The organism is Alcanivorax hongdengensis A-11-3, from assembly GCF_000300995.1.
Taxonomy (GTDB): Bacteria; Pseudomonadota; Gammaproteobacteria; order Pseudomonadales; family Alcanivoracaceae; genus Alcanivorax; species Alcanivorax hongdengensis.
The window spans coordinates 68,798-89,260 of sequence record NZ_AMRJ01000007.1 but is presented as its reverse complement, the minus strand read 5'-3'; the positions used below and the strand labels follow the sequence as shown (position 1 = coordinate 89,260).

General features: G+C 61.3%; 15 protein-coding genes and 3 tRNA genes. 8 read left to right on the top strand and 10 right to left on the bottom strand.

Features of this window, described 5'->3' with window-relative positions; all coding sequences use genetic code 11:
* Positions 1-2: 2 nt before the first annotated feature.
* From clpX to A11A3_RS06645, 6 genes are all read right to left on the bottom strand, one after another.
* A complete protein-coding gene (clpX, locus tag A11A3_RS06670) occupies positions 3-1,286 on the bottom strand; it encodes an ATP-dependent Clp protease ATP-binding subunit ClpX (RefSeq protein ID WP_008928511.1) in 1,284 nt (427 codons plus the stop codon).
* A 118-nt stretch (positions 1,287-1,404) separates the two neighbouring features.
* Positions 1,405-2,061, bottom strand: coding sequence for an ATP-dependent Clp endopeptidase proteolytic subunit ClpP (clpP, locus tag A11A3_RS06665; RefSeq protein WP_008928510.1), 657 nt, complete (start codon positions 2,059-2,061; stop codon positions 1,405-1,407).
* 284 nt (positions 2,062-2,345) lie between these two features.
* Positions 2,346-3,659: a trigger factor gene (gene tig / locus A11A3_RS06660; protein ID WP_008928509.1), complete on the bottom strand. Its 1,314-nt coding sequence runs from the start codon at positions 3,657-3,659 to the stop codon at positions 2,346-2,348.
* Positions 3,660-3,817: 158 nt separating this feature from the next.
* Positions 3,818-3,893: transfer RNA gene (locus A11A3_RS06655), tRNA-His, on the bottom strand.
* A gap of 158 nt (positions 3,894-4,051) precedes the next feature.
* Positions 4,052-4,128: transfer RNA gene (locus A11A3_RS06650), tRNA-Arg, on the bottom strand.
* 37 nt (positions 4,129-4,165) lie between these two features.
* Positions 4,166-4,242 (bottom strand) — tRNA-Pro (locus tag A11A3_RS06645).
* Between the two features lie 207 nt (positions 4,243-4,449).
* On the opposite strand from A11A3_RS06645, the gene folD reads away from it, so the two are divergent.
* A complete protein-coding gene (folD, locus tag A11A3_RS06640) occupies positions 4,450-5,295 on the top strand; it encodes a bifunctional methylenetetrahydrofolate dehydrogenase/methenyltetrahydrofolate cyclohydrolase FolD (protein WP_008928508.1) in 846 nt (281 codons plus the stop codon).
* A 93-nt stretch (positions 5,296-5,388) separates the two neighbouring features.
* Here folD and A11A3_RS06635 read toward each other — a convergent pair whose 3' ends face one another.
* Positions 5,389-7,071 carry a glutamine--tRNA ligase/YqeY domain fusion protein gene (locus A11A3_RS06635; protein ID WP_008928507.1) on the bottom strand — a complete coding sequence of 561 codons (1,683 nt, stop codon included), beginning with the start codon at positions 7,069-7,071 and terminating at the stop codon, positions 5,389-5,391.
* A 129-nt stretch (positions 7,072-7,200) separates the two neighbouring features.
* On the opposite strand from A11A3_RS06635, the gene A11A3_RS06630 reads away from it, so the two are divergent.
* From A11A3_RS06630 to A11A3_RS06620, 3 genes are read left to right on the top strand one after another with little or no spacing between them, the layout of a single operon-like run.
* Positions 7,201-7,698 carry a peptidylprolyl isomerase gene (locus tag A11A3_RS06630; protein ID WP_008928506.1) on the top strand — a complete coding sequence of 166 codons (498 nt, stop codon included), beginning with the start codon at positions 7,201-7,203 and terminating at the stop codon, positions 7,696-7,698.
* Positions 7,699-7,704: 6 nt separating this feature from the next.
* Positions 7,705-8,289: a peptidylprolyl isomerase gene (locus A11A3_RS06625; protein WP_008928505.1), complete on the top strand. Its 585-nt coding sequence runs from the start codon at positions 7,705-7,707 to the stop codon at positions 8,287-8,289.
* Complete coding sequence (locus tag A11A3_RS06620) at positions 8,286-9,017, top strand: UDP-2,3-diacylglucosamine diphosphatase (protein WP_008928504.1); 732 nt, start codon at positions 8,286-8,288, stop codon at positions 9,015-9,017. The genes A11A3_RS06625 and A11A3_RS06620 overlap by 4 nt, the downstream gene beginning before the upstream one ends.
* Positions 9,018-9,164: 147 nt before the next feature.
* Here the strand turns inward: A11A3_RS06620 and A11A3_RS06615 are convergent, their stop codons facing one another.
* The gene (locus tag A11A3_RS06615; protein ID WP_008928503.1) at positions 9,165-9,773 is read right to left on the bottom strand and encodes a MiaE family protein; all 609 of its coding nucleotides are present in this window, start codon (positions 9,771-9,773) and stop codon (positions 9,165-9,167) included.
* A 109-nt stretch (positions 9,774-9,882) separates the two neighbouring features.
* On the opposite strand from A11A3_RS06615, the gene A11A3_RS06610 reads away from it, so the two are divergent.
* Together A11A3_RS06610 and A11A3_RS06605 are read left to right on the top strand one after the other, a co-directional pair.
* Entirely contained in the window at positions 9,883-10,797 is a 915-nt protein-coding gene (locus tag A11A3_RS06610; protein WP_040296829.1) for a lysophospholipid acyltransferase family protein, read from the top strand.
* A 156-nt stretch (positions 10,798-10,953) separates the two neighbouring features.
* The gene (locus A11A3_RS06605) at positions 10,954-13,554 is read left to right on the top strand and encodes a bifunctional aconitate hydratase 2/2-methylisocitrate dehydratase (RefSeq protein ID WP_008928501.1); all 2,601 of its coding nucleotides are present in this window, start codon (positions 10,954-10,956) and stop codon (positions 13,552-13,554) included.
* 68 nt (positions 13,555-13,622) lie between these two features.
* Here the strand turns inward: A11A3_RS06605 and A11A3_RS06600 are convergent, their stop codons facing one another.
* On the bottom strand, positions 13,623-14,525 hold the full coding sequence (locus A11A3_RS06600) for a LysR family transcriptional regulator (protein ID WP_008928500.1): 903 nt from the start codon (positions 14,523-14,525) through the stop codon (positions 13,623-13,625).
* A gap of 116 nt (positions 14,526-14,641) precedes the next feature.
* Between A11A3_RS06600 and A11A3_RS06595 the strand changes: the two genes are divergently transcribed.
* Complete coding sequence (locus A11A3_RS06595; RefSeq protein WP_008928499.1) at positions 14,642-16,339, top strand: sulfatase family protein; 1,698 nt, start codon at positions 14,642-14,644, stop codon at positions 16,337-16,339.
* Between the two features lie 237 nt (positions 16,340-16,576).
* Positions 16,577-17,881, top strand: a complete 1,305-nt coding sequence (locus A11A3_RS06590) for an MFS transporter (RefSeq protein WP_051011761.1) — start codon at positions 16,577-16,579, stop codon at positions 17,879-17,881.
* Between the two features lie 9 nt (positions 17,882-17,890).
* On the opposite strand, the gene hrpB is transcribed toward A11A3_RS06590, so the two are convergent.
* Entirely contained in the window at positions 17,891-20,329 is a 2,439-nt protein-coding gene (gene hrpB, locus A11A3_RS06585) for an ATP-dependent helicase HrpB (protein ID WP_051011760.1), read from the bottom strand.
* Positions 20,330-20,463: the final 134 nt, after the last annotated feature.

Here is a 20,463-nt window from a genome sequence, read left to right as displayed (position 1 = left end):
CCTCAGTCTGGCGCCACCTTGGAGGATTGCTCGCTGTTTTCGTAGATCAACAACGGGTCGGATTCGCCCTTGATGGTGTGGCTGTCGATAACCACCTTGGCCACATCATCCATGGACGGCACCTGATACATGGTGTCGAGCAGTACGCCTTCGAGAATGGAGCGCAACCCCCGGGCACCGGTCTTGCGCTCCATGGCCTTGTGGGCCACCGCACGCAGGGCGTCATCGCGGAAGTCCAGCTCCACGCCTTCCATTTCGAACAGGCGGGCATACTGTTTGGTGAGCGCGTTACGCGGCTCGGTGAGAATCTGCACCAACGCGTCTTCGCTGAGCTCCTCAAGGGTGGCAATCACCGGCAGGCGGCCGATGAATTCCGGGATCAGACCGTACTTGACCAGATCTTCCGGTTCCACATCCACCAGGGTTTCCCCCAGGTTGCGGCTGTCATCCTTGCTTTTCACCTCGGCGGAGAAACCGATACCGCCCTTTTCGGAGCGATCGCGGATCACCTTGTCGAGGCCCGCAAAGGCGCCGCCACAGATGAACAGCATATTGGAGGTGTCCACCTGCAGGAACTCCTGCTGGGGATGCTTGCGACCGCCCTGGGGCGGCACGGACGCCACGGTGCCTTCAATCAGCTTGAGCAGCGCCTGCTGCACACCCTCCCCGCTCACATCACGGGTGATGGAGGGGTTGTCGGACTTGCGGGAGATCTTGTCGATCTCGTCGATGTAGACGATGCCACGCTGGGCCTTGTCCACGTCGTAGTCACATTTTTGCAGCAGTTTCTGGATAATGTTTTCCACGTCTTCGCCCACGTAGCCCGCTTCGGTGAGCGTGGTGGCGTCGGCGATGGTGAAAGGCACATTAAGCAGGCGCGCCAGGGTCTCGGCCAACAGGGTCTTGCCACTGCCGGTGGGACCAATAAGCAAAATATTGCTTTTGCCAAGCTCGACTTCGTCACCCTTGCGCGAAGTGCTGCTGCGCAGGCGCTTGTAGTGGTTATATACCGCAACGGCCAACACCTTCTTGGCCCTTTCCTGCCCGATGACGTACTCGTCCAGCGTGGTCTTGATCTCGTTGGGCTTGGGCAGGCGCTCGGAATCGCTATCGCCGCTATCTTCCTGCACTTCCTCGCGGATAATGTCGTTACACAGATCCACGCATTCGTCACAGATAAAGACCGACGGACCCGCAATCAGCTTGCGGACCTCATGCTGGCTTTTGCCGCAGAACGAGCAGTACAGCAGCTTGCCGTCGTCGCTCTTTCCGGTGGAATCGGTCATTGAATCGCCTCTAAACCTGTGTATTTGCTTTGAAGATGCAGCGTCAACGGGCGTTTTTCAAGCCCGTTGAACGCCGCCATGGTGACTTTGGCCAGTTTTTATACTGGCGCTAGCCCATTTAGACCGGACGGCGGCTCAACACAGCGTCAACAAGGCCGTATTCCTTCGCTTCTTCAGCGCCCATGAAATTGTCACGATCGGTGTCTTTTTCCAGGCGCTCAAGCGGCTGACCGGTGTGATGCGCCAGCAGATTGTTGAGCTGCCCCTTGATCTTGAGGATTTCCTTGGCGTGGATCTCGATGTCCGAGGCCTGGCCCTGGAAGCCGCCCAGTGGCTGGTGAATCATCACCCGGGCATTGGGCAGCGCGAAACGCTTGCCGTGGGCACCGGCCGCCAGCAGGAAGGCGCCCATGCTGGCCGCCTGGCCCACACACATGGTGGATACGTCCGGCTTGACGAACTGCATGGTGTCGTACACGGACATGCCCGCGGTCACAGAGCCGCCGGGGCTGTTGATGTAGAGGTGGATATCCTTGTCCGGGTTCTCGGACTCCAGGAACAGCATCTGCGCCACGATCAGGTTGGCCATGTGGTCTTCCACCTGGCCGATCATGAAGATGACCCGCTCCTTGAGCAGGCGAGAATAGATATCAAAGGAACGCTCCCCGCGGGATGTCTGCTCGATCACCACCGGTACCAGCCCCAGGTTGGTCGGATCCTGGATCAGCTTGGTCATTTCCGGCGTCAGGGAGGTAATGTTGCTCAAATCAATCATGTAGCGCTTCCTTATCGTTGAACGTCTGCGGGCGGGTCACACAGGGGTGACGACACCAATGGCATCCCATCAGCCCGGGTTTATCGTCTCTATGGGGGCCGGAGAAGGATTATCAAGCCGGCCGGCGACGAACAGGTCTTCTGGCATCTTATGACGGTATCTTGGAGGGCGTCTATATGCCTGCCGTGCGGCTGCGTTCAAGTGCACAAAAGTTGCGCAGATTGGGCATTTATAACGCAAAACGGGGCCAAATGGCCCCGTTTTGACTCCCGTTGACAGGCGTTTTATTCGCCAGCCTGCTCCCGGGGCTTGACCGCGTCCTGGTAGGACATGGCTTTTTCTTCCACTTTGGCGGCATCCAGTACCAGTTCAACCACCTGATCTTCCAGCACGGCGCCTTCGATCTGTTGCAGCTGCTGGGGGTTGCTGTATACCCAGTTGACCACTTCTTCGGGCTTTTCGTACTGCTCGGCGATTTCCTCAACGCGGGCCTTGACCTTGTCGGCATCCGCCTTGACTTCGTGCTTGTCGAGGATGGTGCGAACCACCAGACCCAGACGCACGGAACGTTCCGCCTGCTCCTTGAACAGGTCATCCGGCAGGATGGAGGCATCAAACTGCTGACCACCGCCGAACTGCTGCACCATCTGCTGGCGCATGCGCTGGATTTCCTGAGTCACCAGGGACGCCGGCAGGTCGAACTCGTGCAGTTTGACCAGTCCGTCCATGGCCTGCTCCTTGACCTTGCCCTGGATGGCATTCTTGAGCTCGCGCTCCATGTTCTTGCGCACTTCGGCCTTGAACTTGGCTTCATCGCCATCATCCACGCCGAACGCCTTCATGAACTCCGCGTCCACTTCCGGCAACTGCTTGCCTTCCACCTTGTTGACCTTGATCTGGAACACCACGGCCTGGCCTTTCAGCTCTTCGGACTGGTAGTCCTCCGGGAAGGTCACATCGATGTCTTTCTCGTCACCCGCCTTCATGCCGACGATGCCGTCTTCAAAACCCGGGATCATCTGGCCGGAGCCCAGCTCCAGGTTCTGCCCTTCGGCAGCACCGCCTTCGAACGCTTCACCGTCCTTCAGGCCCTTGAAGTCGATATTGACACGATCACCGGTCTCGGCGGCGCGCTCCACCACTTCAAACTGGGCACGCTGCTGACGCAGGGTGTCGATCATGGTGTCCACGTCCGCGTCGGACACTTCCGCCTGCGGCTTTTCCACTTCGATGGCATCAAAACCGGCCAGCTCAACCTCCGGGTAGACCTCAAAGGTGGCCACGAACTCCAGGTCCTTGCCCGCTTCGTTCTTGGTGGCTTCGAAACCGGGCATGCCTGCCGGCTGCAGTTTTTCCTGCTCAACGGCTTCGATGAAGGCTTCGCGCATCACGTCGGCCAGAACTTCGTTACGCACGGCACTGCCAAAACGGCGCTTGACTTCAGTCATCGGCACCTTGCCCGGGCGGAAACCGTCCAGACGGATATTCTTCCGGGCTTCCTGCAGCTTGTTTTGTACCGCAGTATCCACCTTCTCCGCCGGTACACCCACCGTCAGACGGCGCTCAAGACCTGAAGTCGTTTCAACAGAAACCTGCATAACATCCTCTTTAAAAAGACTTTTCTCTCTGCTCGCCGCCCACCTTCACGAAGGGACGGCCTGTATAAGGGCGCAGATTATAATCAAAGGCGCGGCCCGTGCCTACACAGGGCGCCCATACGAAAAAGCCTCCGGGGGTGACCCGGAGGCTTTGATATTGGGGTGACTGAGGGGATTTGAACCCCCGACCACCGGAGTCACAATCCGGGGCTCTACCAACTGAGCTACAGTCACCATAAAACTGTCTGCTTTCTTTCCTGCCACACCACCGCGAATGGCGCGCCTGGCAGGGTTTTTCCGGTTTCAGCGAAGCATCGCTTCGTTCCGAAAAACGCCCGAAGGCATGCTAGCCGAAGGGCCGGTAGTCCTGCAAAGCGTCATTCTCAAACGAATGGCGCGCCTGGCAGGACTCGAACCTGCAACCGACGGCTTAGAAGGCCGTTGCTCTATCCGGTTGAGCTACAGGCGCATGCAGGTTCTCTTTCGCCTTTCTTGCCAGACCAAGATGGTCGGGGTGGAGGGATTCGAACCCCCGACATCCTGCTCCCAAAGCAGGCGCGCTACCAGGCTGCGCTACACCCCGAATGCGATCACGCCTAGCGGGCTTGAAAGCGAGGCGCGCATAATACTCGGCACCCCGGGGAGCGTCAACGGAACCGGCAACAAAAATATTCCTAACGTTCAGATTTTAGGCAACTTTTAATGCGGTCTTTTGCGCCCACCGGCGCTGCGTGCGAGAATCGCGCCGTTTTCACACCCTCACGTGACCGCCATTGTAGAGAGACATTCCATGACTGCCCAGATTCTCGACGGCAAGACCCTGGCCCAGCAGTTCGAAGACGAAATGCGCACCCGTGTGGAGGCGCTCAAGGCCAAGGCTGACGGCCGCACTCCCATTCTGGCCACCATCCTGGTGGGCGCCGACCCGGCCTCCGCCACCTATGTAAAGATGAAAGGCAACGCCTGCCGACGCGTTGGCATGGAATCGGAGGCCATTGAGCTACCAGCCAGCACCACCACCGAGCAACTACTGGCAAAAATCGACGAACTCAACAACAACCCTGACGTGCACGGTATTCTGCTGCAGCATCCGGTGCCGGAACAGATCGATGAGCGGGCCTGTTTTGACGCCATCAGCCTGGACAAGGACGTGGACGGTGTCACCTGCCTGGGCTTTGGTCGCATGAGCATGGGCGAGGCGGCCTACGGCTGTGCCACGCCCAAGGGCATCATGCGTCTGCTGGAGCATTACCAGGTGCCGCTGGAAGGTAAACATGCCGTTGTGGTCGGCCGCAGCGCCATTCTCGGCAAGCCCATGGCCATGATGCTGCTGGAGGCCAATGCCACCGTCACCATCTGTCACAGCCGCACACAGAATCTGCCTGAGCTGGTCAAACAGGCGGATATCGTCGTCGGCGCGGTGGGCCGTCCGGAATTCATCAAGGCGGACTGGATCAAGGATGGTGCCGTCGTCGTGGACGCCGGTTACCACCCGGAAAAATGCGGCGACATCGAACTGGCGCCGCTGGTGGATCGCGTTGCCGCCTATACCCCGGTGCCCGGCGGCGTGGGGCCGATGACTATCAACACGCTGATTTTCCAGACATTACAGTCTGGCGAGAAGGCCTTCGGGTAACCGCTTTCAGGACCGGCCCACCAAAACCTGAGGCATGGCACTCATACAAACAAGGCCGCAATCGCGGCCTTGTTTGGACTGGGAGGATCCGCCTCAATCCTGACGGGGCCAGGATTCACGCAAGCCCACCGTCTGGTTGAACACCAACTTGTCATCAGTACTGCTTGGGTCCACGCAGAAGTAACCCTCGCGCTCGAACTGGTAGCGGGTTTCTGCCAGCACGCCACGCAGGCCCGGCTCCACCAGACACTGATCCAGCACCCTTAGCGAATCCGGGTTGATGTTGTCCAGGAAGCTGCCGCCCTCCCCGGTCTTGTTGGGGTTGGCGGTCAGGAACAGACGGTCATACTGGCGCACTTCACAGGGCAGCGCCTTGCTGGCGCTGACCCAGTGAATCACGCCCCGTAGCTTGCCCTGCCCTTCATCATTCTCCGGGTTCTTGCCCAGGGTCTCCGGGTCGTAGCTGCAGCGAACTTCCACGATGTCGCCATCGGCATCCTTGACCACATCCGTGGCGCGCACCACATAGCCATAGCGCAGCCGTACCCGGTCACCGAGCACCAGACGCTTGAATTTCTTGTTGGCCTCTTCGCGGAAGTCTTCACGGTCGATATAGACCTCCCGCGTCATCGGCACCTGACGGGTACCCATGGCTTCATTCTGCGGGTGCACCGGTGCGGTCAGAGACTCTTCATGATCTTCAGGCCAGTTCTCGATCACCACTTTCAGGGGGTTGAGCACACACATGGCCCGGGGAGCATGCTGGTTGAGGTCATCACGGATGGCCGCTTCCAGCATGCCCATATCGACCACGGAATCCGCCCGACTGACACCCACCGATTCGCAGAAAGTACGGATGGAGGCCGGGGTGTAGCCACGGCGACGCAGGCCGGAGATGGTTGGCATGCGCGGGTCGTCCCAGCTTTGCACATGGCCTTCGTCCACCAGCTGCTTGAGCTTGCGCTTGCTGGTCACCGTGTAATTCAGGTTGAGGCGGGCGAATTCATACTGGCGCGGTGCGGCCTCTACATCCGTGTTGGCCACCACCCAGTCATAGAAGGGCCGGTGCTCCTCGAACTCCAGCGTACACAGACTGTGGGTGACACCCTCAATGGCATCCGAGAGCGGATGGGTGAAGTCGTACATGGGGTAAATCACCCATTTGTCACCGGTCTGGTGGTGCACCTTCTTGCGAATACGGTAGAGAATCGGGTCCCGCAGGGTCAGGTTGGGGCTTTGCATGTCGATGCGGGCACGCAGCACCGCCTCGCCCTCGTCCAGCTCCCCGGCCCGCATCTTCTCGAACAGGGCCAGATTCTCTTCCACGGAACGCCCCCGGTAGGGACTGTCCTTGCCAGGGGTGGTGAAATTGCCGCGATATTCAGCAATCTGCTCCGGGCTGAGGCTATCCACGTAGGCCAGGCCCTTCTTGATCAGGCCCACAGCCAGCTCGTAGAGACGATCGAAGTAGTTGCTGGCAAAGCGGACATCGCCACTCCACTGGAAACCAAGCCATTGCACATCCCGCTCAATGGACTGGATGTACTCCTCTTCTTCCTTTTCCGGATTGGTATCGTCAAAACGCAGGTTACAGTTGCCGTTGTAGCTTTCGGCAATGCCGAAATTCAGACAAATGGACTTGGCATGGCCGATATGCAGGTAGCCATTGGGCTCCGGCGGAAACCGGGTGACCACCCGGCCATCGTTTTTGCCCTCGGCAAGGTCGCGGTCGATGATCTGTCTGATAAAATTGCTGGGCGCTTTTGTTTCGCTCATTGCCTTGGCCAACTACGGTGAAAATAAAGGTGCGCTAGTGTAATGTACCCTCCCCTTCAGTCAAAGACTCAGGGCCTGTCCCGGCGCAAATAAGCCCGCCGGCCGGCCCCACCCTGTGGAGAAGACCCGATGAAAGTGGTGCTCAATACAACCTACGGCAAAATCACCCTGGAACTGGACGCGGACAAGGCCCCCGGCACCTGCGAGAATTTCGTTCAGTACGTGAAGGACGGCCATTTTGACGGCACGATTTTCCACCGTGTTATCAGCAACTTCATGATTCAGGGCGGCGGCTTCACCGAAGACATGCAGCAGAAGCCCACCCGCGCACCGATCCAGAACGAGGCCGGCAACGGCCTGTCCAATGTGACCGGCGCCATCGCCATGGCCCGCACCCCGGACCCGCACTCCGCCTCCGCCCAGTTCTTCATCAACGTGGCCGATAACCACTTCCTGGACAAGGAACGCAGCCAGGACGGCTGGGGCTATGCGGTCTTCGGCAAGGTGGCAGACGGTATGGACGTGGTGGAAAAGATCCGCAATGTGCAGACCGGCAACAGCGGTTTCCACCAGGACGTGCCGGTAGAGCCGGTGCTGATCGAATCCGCCACCCTGCTGGAGGAGTAAATCACCATGCGTCTGCTCGTTGCCCTGATCGCCCTGGTGCCCACCCTGCTGTGGGCCCACCCCCAGGTAAAACTGGAAACCAGCGCCGGTGATATCACCGTGGAACTGTATCAGGACAAGGCCCCGAAGACGGTGGCCAACTTCCTGCAATACGTGGATGACGGTTTCTACAACGGCACCCTGTTCCACCGCGTGATTCCCGGTTTCATGATCCAGGGTGGCGGTTTTGATCAGAGCGGGCAGCGCAAGGCCACCCGGCCGGCCATCGCCAACGAGGCCGATAACGGCCTGAAAAACCGCCGCGGCACCCTGGCCATGGCCCGTACCATGGACCCGGACTCGGCCACCGCCCAGTTCTTTATCAACCTGGTGGATAACCGCAATCTGGATTTCACCGGCAAGAGCATGCGTGGCTGGGGTTATGCGGTCTTCGGCAAGGTCACCGGCGGCATGGACGTGGTGGACCGCATTGCCGAGGTGCAAACCACGTCCCAGCGCCTGAGCGGCATGATGGCCCGCGATGTGCCGGCCACTCCGGTGATCATCGAGCGCGCCTACCGTCTTGATGGCAAGGACAGCGAGCAACCATGAGTTACAGCCTGTTCATTTCCGACCTGCATCTGGACCCGGCCCGGCCGGAACACCTGCAGGCGCTGGAAAGCCTGCTCGACAAGCATGCCGGCCAGGCCGAGCGACTGTATGTGCTCGGAGACCTGTTTGAGACCTGGATCGGCGATGATGACGACAGCCCTTTCAACCTGCAGGCCATCGCCGCCTTCCGGCGCTTTGCCGACAGCGGCAGCGAGCTGTTCTTCATGCATGGCAACCGGGATTTCCTGCTTGGTGACGGCTTTGCCGCTGCCACCGGCGGGCAGATCCTGCCGGAAGGCACCGTGGTGGACCTCTACGGCACCCCGGCCCTGCTGATGCATGGCGACAGCCTCTGCACCCTGGATACTGCCTACCAGCAATTTCGTGCCATGGCGCGCAATCCGCAATGGCAACAGGGCATGCTCGCCAAACCGCTGGAAGAGCGCCGCATGATTGCCCAGGGCATGCGCATGCAAAGCCAGGGTAACAATGCCAACAAGGCCGAGAACATTATGGACGTGACCCCGGAAGAAGTGGTGCGGGTCATGGACGAGGCCGGTGTTCAACACCTGATCCACGGCCACACCCACCGCCCGGATGTCCACGACGTCGAACTGGCCGGCGGCCAGGGCAAACGCTGGGTGCTGGGGGATTGGGGGAAGCTTGGGTGGCAGATTGTGGCGGATAGTGATGCGGGGTTGCGGCTGGAAAGCTTTGGGGTTAATTGATAATTGAGAATGGATAATTGATAACGCGCGATCAGTGATTGTTAGTCCATTAAACGCAAGAGGCCGCGCCCAATGTTGGGCGCGGCCTCTTTGCTTTGAGACAGAATAAAGCTCGCACGCGAACTATCAATTATCCATTCTCAATTATCAATTACTTCCCGGCATACCCGAATGAAACCGAAACACCTCATCCGGTGACTCCACCAGTTCCTGCTCCACCGCCTTGAAGAATGCCACCCGTTCGTCGATGGGCTCGCCGGCGTACTGTTCAGCCAGCCGCAGGTAGTCCTCGAAGTGACGGGATTCGCTTTTCAGCAGGTAGCGGTAATAGCGGCCCAGTTCCTCGTCCACGTGGGGGGCCAGGGCGGCGAAGCGTTCGCAGCTGCGCGCTTCGATCAGGGCGCCGACGATCAGGGTATCCACCAGCCGACCCGGCTCACTGGTGCGCACGTGCTGGCGCAGGCCCTGGGCATAACGGGCCGGTGACAGGTGATCATAGGTAACGCCGCGCTGGCGCATCAGCTGTATCACCTGCTCGAAATGCAGCAATTCCTCGCGGGCCAGCTGGCTGAGCGCATCCAGTAGATCCGGGCGATCCACGTAACGAAACATCAGGTTCAAGGCGGTGCTGGCCGCTTTCTTCTCGCAATGCGCATGGTCGATCAGCAGGATGTCCGGGTGCTGCAGGGCCCAGCCGATCCAGGCGTCCGGGGTGGCGCAGGGAAGAAAGTCTCGAATGGCGGAAATATCATGCATGGGGCTGACCGGCCTGGCTGTCATTAGCGGGCGCGCATTATATCGGCTTTACATACTTTGTTGCCAAAGCGGCTGTGCATGTCACGGGGGCACCGTATACTGTCGCGCCATGGGACGACGAACCAATCCTCGCATACAACGACTCAAAGGCCTGCTGGCCGTGGCGGCTCTGCGCCTGGTGGCCCTGCTGCCTTTCGCCGTTAACCGGGGCATCGCCAGCCTGCTGGGGCGACTGATCAGCCGCCTGCCCGGCGAAGCCCGCCGGGTCACCGATACCAACCTGCGCCTGTGTTACCCGGACCTGGATGAAAACCAGCGCCGCCAGCTGGCCCGGCTTTCACTGGTGGAAAGCAGCAAGAACACCTTCGAGATCGCCCTGTTCTGGCGCCATCCCGACCAGGGGCTCAGGCGTATTGTCGCCATTGATGGCGACGCGCCCCTGCGCCAGGCGGTAGCCGATGGCAAACCGATCATGATTCTGGCGCCCCACCAGGGCTGCTGGGAAGTGCTCAACTTCTGGCTGGCCAGCGAGTTCGGCCTGCATGCCATGTTTGCGCCATCCGGGCTGCCGGAGGTGGACCAGTTGATCCGCACCGGCCGCGAGCACTTCGGCTCCACCATGTACCCGACCACGGCCCGGGGCGTGGCCGGGCTGGTGCGGGCCATGAAGAAAGGCGCCCTTACCGCCATCCTGCCCGACCAGGTGCCGGACCGGCGCAGTGGCGTGCATGCGCCCTTCTTCGGGCAGCCTGCCTACACCGGCACCCTGGCCAGCAAACTGATCCGCCAGACCGGTGCGGTCACCTTCCTGGCCTGGGCCCGTCGCCTGCCCGGCACGCAGGGATTCGAAATCCGCGTTCGCCAAGCCACGCCGGTGAGCGCCGATGCGGATCTGGAAGCGGCCCTGACGGCCATGAATGCGGACATCGCCCGGCTAATCAACGAGGACCCGGCGCAGTATCTGTGGAGCTACAAGCGTTTCCGTCGACCGCCGGCGGGTATGGATAGCCCCTACTCTCAATGATTATGAGTATTCATGACATGAATGCTCTGACACCGGGTTTAACTTAACAGTTGATGCCGTTTCCGCTATACTCCGCGCGCAATTCCAACCCCCAGTAACACCCTAAAAGACTGATTTCCAAAAGAAATCAGCCAAGACGAGAACGAGGGAAACGCTGTGCTAGAAGCCTATCGCAAACACGTTGAAGAGCGCGCCGCCGAAGGCGTGCCGCCGAAGCCGCTGAACGAGCAGCAAGTCGCCGACCTGGTTGAACTGCTCAAGAACCCGCCGGCCGGCGAAGAAGAATTTATCCAGGATCTGTTCGTAAACCGCGTTCCGCCGGGTGTGGACCAGGCTGCCTACGTGAAGGCCGCCTTCCTGAGCGCAATCGTGAAAGGCGACGCCAGCTCTCCCCTGATCGACAAGAAGCGTGCCGTGGAACTGCTGGGCACCATGCAGGGCGGCTACAACGTGGCCCCGCTGATCGAAGCCCTGGACGATGCCGAGCTGGCCGAAGTGGCCGCCGAGCAACTCAAGCACACGCTGCTGGTTTTTGATGCTTTCCACGACGTGGAAGACAAGATGAAAGCCGGCAATGCCAAGGCCAAGGAAGTGATCGAATCCTGGGCCGAAGGCGAGTGGTTCACCAAGCGCCCGGATCTGGCAGAGAAAATGTCTCTGACCGTCTTCAAGGTGTCCGGCGAGACTAACACCGATGACCTGTCCCCGGCCCAGGACGCCTGGAGCCGCCCGGACATCCCGCTGCACGGCAACGCCATGCTGAAGAATGCCCGCGAAGGCATCTTCCCCGAGAAAGACGGCGAAATCGGCCCGCTCAAGCAAATGGAAGAACTGAAGGCCAAGGGCCTGCCGGTTGCCTACGTGGGTGACGTTGTGGGTACCGGTTCTTCCCGTAAGTCCGCCACCAACTCCGTACTGTGGCACTTCGGCGATGACATTCCCTATGTACCGAACAAGCGCGCCGGCGGCGTGTGCATCGGCGGCAAGATCGCACCGATCTTCTTCAACACCATGGAAGATTCCGGCGCTCTGCCCTTTGAGTGCGACGTTTCCAAAATGGAAACCGGCGACCAGATCGACATCTTCCCGTTTGAAGGCAAGGTAGAAAAGAACGGCGAAGTGATCGCCGAATTCGACCTGCGTTCACAGGTTCTGCTGGATGAAGTTCGTGCCGGCGGCCGTATCAACCTGATCATCGGTCGTGGTCTGACCACCAAAGCCCGCGAAGCGCTGGGCCTGGCGCCCTCCGATCTGTTCCGCAAGCCGGAGCAGCCCGGTGATTCCAACAAGGGCTACACCCTGGCCCAGAAAATGGTCGGCAAGGCCTGCGGCATGGACGGCGTGCGCGCCGGCATGTACTGCGAGCCGAAGATGACCACCGTAGGCTCCCAGGACACCACCGGTCCGATGACCCGTGACGAGCTGAAAGACCTGGCCTGTCTGGGCTTCCAGGCGGACCTGGTGATGCAGTCCTTCTGTCACACCGCCGCTTACCCCAAGCCGGTTGACGTGGAAACCCAGCATACCCTGCCCGACTTCATCATGAACCGTGGCGGTGTGTCCCTGCGTCCGGGCGACGGCATCATCCACTCCTGGCTGAACCGCATGCTGCTGCCTGATACCGTCGGTACCGGTGGTGACTCCCACACCCGTTTCCCCATGGGCATTTCCTTCCCGGCCGGTTCCGGTCTGGTCGCCTTTGCCGCCGCCACCGGCGTGATGCCGCTGGACATGCCGGAATCCGTACTGGTTCGCTTCAAGGGCAAGCGCCAGCCGGGCATCACCCTGCGTGACCTGGTGCACGCCATTCCGCTGCAGGCCATCAAGGAAGGTCACCTGACCGTCGCCAAAGCTGGCAAGGTCAACGTGTTCTCCGGTCGCATCCTGGAAATCGAAGGTCTGGAAGAGCTGACCGTGGAGCAGGCGTTCGAACTGTCTGACGCCTCCGCCGAGCGTTCCGCCGCCGGTTGTACCATCACCCTGTCCGAAGACAGCGTGGCCGAGTACCTGAAGTCCAACATCACCATGCTCAAGTGGATGATTGCCAACGGTTACGGCGATGCCCGTACCATCGAGCGTCGCATCCAGGGCATGGAAGAGTGGCTGGCCAACCCGAGCCTGATGCGTGCCGACGCCGATGCCGAGTACCACACCGTCATCGAAATCGACATGGACCAGATCAAAGAGCCGGTACTGTGCTGCCCGAACGACCCGGACGATGCCAAGACCCTGTCCGACGTGGCCGGCGCCAAGATCGATGAGGTGTTCATCGGTTCCTGCATGACCAACATCGGTCACTTCCGCGCTGCCGGCAAGCTGCTGCAGAAAGTGGAAAGCGGCACCATGCCGACCCGTCTGTGGATCGCTCCGCCGACCAAGATGGATCAGCACCAGCTGACCGAGGAAGGCTACTACAACATCTTCGGCAGCGCCGGTGCGCGTACCGAGATGCCGGGCTGCTCCCTGTGCATGGGTAACCAGGCTCGCATCGCGCCGAAGTCCACGGCGGTATCCACCTCCACCCGTAACTTCCCGAACCGTCTGGGTCAGGGTGCGGATGTGTACCTGGCGTCCGCCGAGCTGGCGTCCGTGGCGTCCATTCTCGGCAAACTGCCGACCGCAGAGGAATACATGGAGTATGCAAACACCATCGACTCCATGTCTTCCGAGATCTACCGCTACCTGAACTTCGACCAAATGCCGGAGTATCAGGACGTGGCCGACACCGTGAAGATCCCGGTTGCCCAGTCCGTCTAAGGCTGGCTGACCGCTTCGCGGCAACAAAAAAGCCCGGCATTTGCCGGGCTTTTTTGTGCCTGCCCCTATCACCAGTGTCGGGCAATCAACTGCCAGACCTGGCGAGCGGAGTCGGACAACGGGTGCGAACGTAACCGATACATGCTCGGCTGAGCATCAATACCGGCATCCAGCGCGGCCAGGCACAGGGCCCCGCTTTCCACATCCGCTGCCACCATGGAATCCGGCGCCAGTGTCAGCGCCCTGCCCTGACGACACAGGGCCAGACAGGAACTGATGGTATCCAGCTGGTAATCCGGCCCGCCCCGCTCATTGAGCAACCCCGTCAACCAGTCGGCCGTATCACGACGATAATCCCGGGAGACCCTTGGCAGCGCCCAGGGCTGCTGGTCAACAAAACGTATCAGATTCGTTTCATCCCGCCCTTCCAGTTCGCAGGCCATGGCCGCCGGCGCCACCACGCGCAGGGGCAACGGTGCCAGCGGCTGGACGACCAGATCATCCTGATCCGGCAATCGCTCACGGCGGCGCATGTCATAGACCAGGAAATCGTAGCGGTAGGCATAGAGCCCCTTTTGCAGCGCATGAAACGCCTCGACCTGAATATCCAGGCGGATGCCCGGTGTCAGGGAAGGGCTGGCCAGTAGCTGCGCCAGCATATCCGGCACAAAGGGCCCGCAACCAATACGCACAACCCCGGCCCGGCCCTCGCGAAAACGCAGGGCCAGACGCTCCAGCCCGGCGTTTTCCTGCAGCACCCGACTTGCCTGGCGATAGAGCGCATCCGCCGCATCCGTGGGCCGCAGATGGCGGGTATCACGTTGAAACAACACCATGCCCAGGCTCGCTTCCAGCTTGCCGATACTGCGGCTCAACGCCGGCTGCGACAGCCCCAGCTGGCGGGCGGCTGCGGATACGCTGCCCTGATCGTAAATCACCAGAAAATGGCGCAGCTGTTGCAATTGCCACATAGGCATAGCCTTTTTGCATGGATTTATACCCCATGCTTATAACAAAGCCCGCCATACTGCGTCCATCCATCGCCACAACGAACACAGCGAAGGCATGGACAGAGCGGGAGGGCACCATGAAAAAAATCAGTCGACGCCACGCACTCAAGCAGCTGGGCTTGGGCGCCGCCGCCTTGGGTGCAGCAGGCGCTGTTAGAGGTGCCCCCGGCCTGCGGAGCAAAACCCGACCCAATGTGTTGCTGCTGGTCTCCGATCAGGAACGCTCCGCCATGGACCTGCCCGCCGCGCTGGACCTGCCGGCCCATGAATGGCTGCGTCAGCGAGGTACCAGTTTTAACCAGTATTACGTCAATACCTCGCCCTGCTCGCCGTCTCGCTCGGTGATGTACACCGGTCACCACACCATGCAGACCCACATGACCGCCAACCTGGGCGCCCCGCCCTTTCCGACCCTCAATCGTGACCTGAAAACCCTGGGCCACTATTTCAGGGAACAGGGTTACTACACTGCCTACAAGGGAAAATGGCATCTGTCGGAGATTCAGGATGGGCCGGGGCTGATCTACGGCAACTACCCGTCACAGAACCGCGCCCTGGAGGATTACGGTTTCAGTGATTACAACCTGACCGGTGATGTGCATGGCAGCGTCTGGCAGGGCTACATCGCCGACCGCATGGTCAGCGCGGAAGCCTGCCGCTGGTTACTGGGCACCGGGCAGCAGCAGGACAAGCCCTGGTTGCTGGCGGTCAATTTCGTCAACCCCCACGACATCATGTTTTTCTCCACCGGCGAAAAACAGTCGCGCTCGCGCACCAACCCGGATTTCATGGCACCGCTGCGCCCGGCCCCCCATGACCCGATTTACCGCAAGGACTGGTCGAGCGTGCCGCTACCGGCATCCTTTCACGACAACCTTGCCGGCAAACCCTGGTGCCAGCAGGCCTATGCCGGCCTGGTGGACAGTCTCTATGGCCATATCGACAAGAACGACGCCGCCGCCTGGCTGGCCAACCAGAGTTATTATTTCAACTGCCTGCGTGATGTTTCCCGGCAGGTGGAACAGGTCCTGCAAGCCCTGCAGGAAAGCGGCCAGGCCGACAACACCATCATTGTCTACACCGCCGATCACGGAGAAATGGCCGGCGCCCACGGTTTGCGCCAAAAGGGCCCCTTTGCCTACAAGGAAAACAGCCGGGTACCTCTGATCATCAGTCACCCGGACAGTCGCCAGGGGCGCAACATCGACAACCTGGGTTCCGCCGTGGATCTGGTGCCGACACTGCTGGGCCTGGCCACCGAGGGCCAGGCCAAAAGCGAAACACCGGGGATCGACCTGTCACCGGTGCTCAACGGCCAGGACACGGAACGGGACCGCAAGGGCCATCTGTTTGCCTACGGTGTGACGCTCTACACGGACCCGGAGATCACCCGGGCGCTGGTTAGCAAAGGCGACGAGATCACGCCACTGCGCCTGATGACCGAGGCGTTGAAAGAACTGAAGCTGGGCCCGGCACTGAGTAATCGCGGCCTGCACCGCGGCTGTTATGACGGGCGCTACAAGTTTGTCCGTTACTTCAGTGCCGACAGCCATCATCGCCCGGCGGACTGGGCCACCCTCACCGAACATAACGACCTGGAACTCTATGACACCCACGCCGACCCACAGGAAATGGTGAACCTGGCGGCCAATCCGGAGTCGGTGAAGGACTTGCTGCTGACCATGAACGACAAGACCAATGCCCTGGTGGACTACGAGGTCGGCGTGGATGATGGCAGCGAGTTTCCCGGGCCCACTTTCCTCTACAAGCTTTAGGTTAAGCGGGAGGCGGCTGGCAGCATCGCCTTGGGGAAAACGGCCGCCTCCCCATTTCTTCACGGTTACCGGCTCTGCCGCGCATTGGCAGATTCAATGGGCCTGCATGCCGGGACACGGGTATCATGGCCAGCCATTGAGATCTGCAGTACGTCAACGGAGCCCGCTTTGTCTGACCCTGTCCCTGTCCCGCCAACCGAACAGGATGGTTTGCCGCCCGCCCAGCGGCGTTGGGCCATGCTGGCTATTGCCGTCAGCATTGGCATGGCGGTGATGGACAACAATATCGTCAATGTGGCGCTACCCACCATTGCCGATAATCTCGGCATCAGCCCGTCCCAGTCGGTCTGGGTGGTCAACGCTTATCTGCTGGCCGTAGCCATCACGCTGCTGCCTCTCTCTTCACTGGGCGACATCGTCGGCTACCGGCGGGTCTATCAGACCGGTCTGAGCCTCTTCATCCTGTCATCCCTGGCCTGTACGGTTGCCGACTCCCTGGTAACGCTGACCGCCGCCCGTTTCTGTCAGGGGTTGGGCGCGGCCGGGGTGATGAGCGTCAATGCGGCGCTGGTGCGCTTTATCTATCCGTCCCGGGAGCTGGGCAAGGGCATCGGCCTGATTGCCATGATCGTGGCGTTATCCACCGGCATGGGCCCCACCGTGGCGTCCGGCATCCTGTCGGTGGGTGACTGGCCCTGGCTGTTTGCCATCAATATCCCACTGGGACTCATGGCACTACTGTTGGCCTCGTACAATCTGCCCATCACCGGGCGTGCCAGCCACCGCTTTGACGGCATCAGTGCCGTGCTCAACGCCGTCGGCATCGGCCTGCTGGTAATGGCCATCGACAGTTTTGCCCACGGCATCAACCCGGCCATCGCCCTGACGGAGATGGCCGTGGCGGCGGTGGTGATGGTGATATTGGTGCGCCGCCAGCTGGCTCTGCCATCGCCGCTGTTACCCGTGGATCTGCTGCGAATACGGCCTTTCTATCTGGCCATCAGCACCTCCACCTGCGCCTTTGCCAGCCAGATGGCGGCCTTTATCACGCTGCCCTTCTACCTGCACGATGTGCTGGGTTACAGCCCGGTGGAAACCGGGCTGCTGATGACCCCCTGGCCCATGGCCGTGGCCCTGACCGCCCCCGTTGCCGGTCGGCTGGCGGATCGTTATCCGGTGGGAGTCCTCTGCTCGCTGGGGTTGCTGATCAAACTCACTGGCCTGGTGCTGATTGCTCTGCTGCCGGAGCAGCCGCCATTGTGGCCGATCCTGCTTTGCATGGGCCTGTGCGGAATCGGTTTCGGCCTGTTCCAGTCACCCAACAATCGCGCCATCATCGGCTCGGCGCCCCGTCATCGCAGTGGCAGCGCCGGCGGCATGCAGGGCACCGCCCGCTTATTTGGCCAGACCGTGGGCGCGGCGCTGACGGCCCTGGTATTTGGCCTGGTGCCCGGAGGAATCACGCCGGCACTGCTGATGGCGGCGGGCTTCGATACGGTTGCCGCCGCCATCAGTCTGCGGCGCCTGCGTCACCGACCCTAGCTCTGCAAATCAGTGTCCGTCCCGGGCCAGCCGGTTTTTCGTTTTACCGGTAGCCACGGCGCCGAGAGGATCTTCCGGCCAGGGATGCTTGGGGTAACGGCCACGCAGGTCCTTGCGCACGGCCGGATAATTTTCCCGCCAGAATCGCTCCAGGTTATCGGTGATGGCCGCGGGCCGACCCGCCGGAGTCAGTAGCTGCGCCTGTATGCGTAGCCGTCCATTGGCCAGTAGCGGCAGCGACTCCAACCCGAAAAGCTCCTGCAATTTTACCGCCAGTACCGGCACCGCGCCGCTGTAATCCAGAGCGACGTCACGACCGGAAGGCACCGGGATCCGGGCCGGCATCTGCTCGGCAAGATGCTGTTGCTGTTGCGGGCTCAAACGGTCCTGCAATGCAGCCTGTAATGGCATGCGGCGCAGGTCCCGCAACCCGACCATGCCGGCCAGATAAGGGCCGGCCCAGACCTCAAGGTCCGCCAACAGGCTGGCGTCATCCATGGCCGGCCATTGCTCGCCGGAGAAAGTAGCCAGCATCCGGGCACGGTGCTGCCACTGGCGCAGACCGTCGGTCCAGGGCAGGACTGACAATCCCTGCTGACGAATGCCGTCGATCAAGCCGGCGATCAATTGCTCGGGGGCCGGCTCGGGGATCGACCGGGTCTCGAGTACCAGGCCACCAAGACGGAATTCCCGCCGGGCAACGACCTTCTCCAGGCGGCCATCCCAGCCGCAGCTTGCCTGCCAACGGCCGTACTGTTGAGCCACGGCCATCACCTGTTCCTCCTGCAAGGGCCAGGCAAGACGAATGCGGGCATCGCGGGGCTCGCCGTCGGTATCCAGCACCAGCAACCAGGGCGCGCCAAAGTGGGCATCCCGGTTATCGAGCAGCAGGCCCGGCCCGTCCGCCATGCGATAACGCCCCGGCTGACCGGGCCTTTGTTCGGCAATCTGCATGGGGTAAACATCGGCCAGCAAGCCCCCCATGGCATCGCGCCAATCACGGCTATCCGTGGCGCGGCCCCCGGCCAGTCGAGCCGCCTCTCGCAGCAGGCCACGGTGGCGTTCAGGCTGTTGTTCCATGGCCGCCAGGCGCACCCCGGCATCCACCCCGGCACCCATTAGCGGATCCCGGTCGGCCATCAGGGCGGCCAGTCTTGCGGCGCTGACGCCAAGCCCCTGCTTGCGGCCAGCCAGCACCAGCATGGCCAGCGCCGGCTCGATGCCGATGCGGCCCAACTGTTTGCCCAGGTCCGTGATGGCGCCTTCCGCATCCAGTGCCCCGGCCTGCTTTAACCGTAGCACCGCACTCTCCCAGGCCGGCAGTGGCGGCGGGTCCAGCCAGTCCAGTTGATACGGGTCGCGACAGCCCCAGCGGGCCAGATCCAGTACCAGGGCATCCAGCGCCACCCGCTGGATTTCCGGGGCCCGGTAGGCGGCCATCACTTCACTGTCCGGCCACAACCGCAGGCACTGGCCGGGCCCGAGTCGACCGGCACGGCCGGCACGTTGCCGGGCGCTGGCTTCACTGATGCGTCGGGTCACCAGGCGACTGCGGTGGCGGGCCGGGTCGTAGACCGGCTCACGGGCCCAGCCCGTATCGATCACGTGGGTCACGCCCTCGATGGTGAGACTGGTCTCGGCCACATTGGTGGTCAGAATCACGGCCTTGCCATGCTGACGGGCGTGCTCCAGCACCACCTGCTGATCAGCCGGCGGCAGGCCACCATGCAACGGCATGACTGCCGGCAGGGACAATCGCTGCTGCAGCTGGCGAATGTCACGCTGACCGGGCAGGAAGACCAGCATCACGCCGGCATGGGGCGCCAGTGCCATCACCTCACGGGCGCAATGATCGCGCCAGTCCTGCCCTGCGGGTACCGGCCGGTACGCCACATCAACGGCAAAGCTGCGCCCCTGGCTGCGGACCACCGGCAGGCCCAACAGCCCGGCCAGGGCATCGCCGTCCAGGGTGGCAGACATGATCAGAAGCCGCAGGTCATCGCGCAGGGCGCCACGCACCTCCTGTAACAGCGCCAGGCCCAGATCCGCCACCAGTGAGCGTTCATGGAATTCATCAAAAATCACCAGCGCGATGTCCGTCAGTGCCGGATCATCCAGCAACATCCGCGTCAGCACCCCCTCGGTTACCACTTCCAGGCGAGTGTCAGCGCTGGTGGCACTGTCCAGCCGCGTCCGGTAACCAATGGTTCCGCCCACTGGCTCCTGCCACTGGCTGGCCATGAAGCGGGCCACTGCCCGGGCCGCCATTCTGCGCGGCTCCAGCATCAGGATCTTGCCGGCGCTGGAGGGCAAATCACGTAGCAGCGCCAGGGGCACACGGGTGGACTTGCCGGCACCCGGTGGTGCCTCGAGGATAGCTCCCCCAACCTGGTTCAGGTGGGACAGCAGCTCGTCAATCACATCATCAACGGGGAACATTTTTCTCATCGTGTTATCCGGCGCCCACTTTCCGGGTGACCCCAGTCACTGATACATGGATCAACGGGGTCAATGTACTGGAGCAACGGCTTGCCTATGCTATATTCTGCTTAATAACTAATAACTAACACGCACTACCAATT

Bases quoted from the DNA above. Each gene is read 5' to 3' on its own strand.
- A11A3_RS06615 (WP_008928503.1), bottom strand. From the start codon at position 9,773: ATGCATGATATTTCCGCCATTCGAGACTTTCTTCCCTGCGCCACCCCG.
- tig (WP_008928509.1), bottom strand. From the start codon at position 3,659: ATGCAGGTTTCTGTTGAAACGACTTCAGGTCTTGAGCGCCGTCTGACG.
- A11A3_RS06625 (WP_008928505.1), top strand. From the start codon at position 7,705: ATGCGTCTGCTCGTTGCCCTGATCGCCCTGGTGCCCACCCTGCTGTGG.
- folD (WP_008928508.1), top strand. From the start codon at position 4,450: ATGACTGCCCAGATTCTCGACGGCAAGACCCTGGCCCAGCAGTTCGAA.
- A11A3_RS06595 (WP_008928499.1), top strand. From the start codon at position 14,642: ATGAAAAAAATCAGTCGACGCCACGCACTCAAGCAGCTGGGCTTGGGC.
- A11A3_RS06635 (WP_008928507.1), bottom strand. From the start codon at position 7,071: ATGAGCGAAACAAAAGCGCCCAGCAATTTTATCAGACAGATCATCGAC.
- clpX (WP_008928511.1), bottom strand. From the start codon at position 1,286: ATGACCGATTCCACCGGAAAGAGCGACGACGGCAAGCTGCTGTACTGC.
- hrpB (WP_051011760.1), bottom strand. From the start codon at position 20,329: ATGAGAAAAATGTTCCCCGTTGATGATGTGATTGACGAGCTGCTGTCC.
- A11A3_RS06620 (WP_008928504.1), top strand. From the start codon at position 8,286: ATGAGTTACAGCCTGTTCATTTCCGACCTGCATCTGGACCCGGCCCGG.
- A11A3_RS06600 (WP_008928500.1), bottom strand. From the start codon at position 14,525: ATGTGGCAATTGCAACAGCTGCGCCATTTTCTGGTGATTTACGATCAG.
- A11A3_RS06630 (WP_008928506.1), top strand. From the start codon at position 7,201: ATGAAAGTGGTGCTCAATACAACCTACGGCAAAATCACCCTGGAACTG.
- A11A3_RS06590 (WP_051011761.1), top strand. From the start codon at position 16,577: ATGCTGGCTATTGCCGTCAGCATTGGCATGGCGGTGATGGACAACAAT.
- A11A3_RS06610 (WP_040296829.1), top strand. From the start codon at position 9,883: ATGGGACGACGAACCAATCCTCGCATACAACGACTCAAAGGCCTGCTG.
- clpP (WP_008928510.1), bottom strand. From the start codon at position 2,061: ATGATTGATTTGAGCAACATTACCTCCCTGACGCCGGAAATGACCAAG.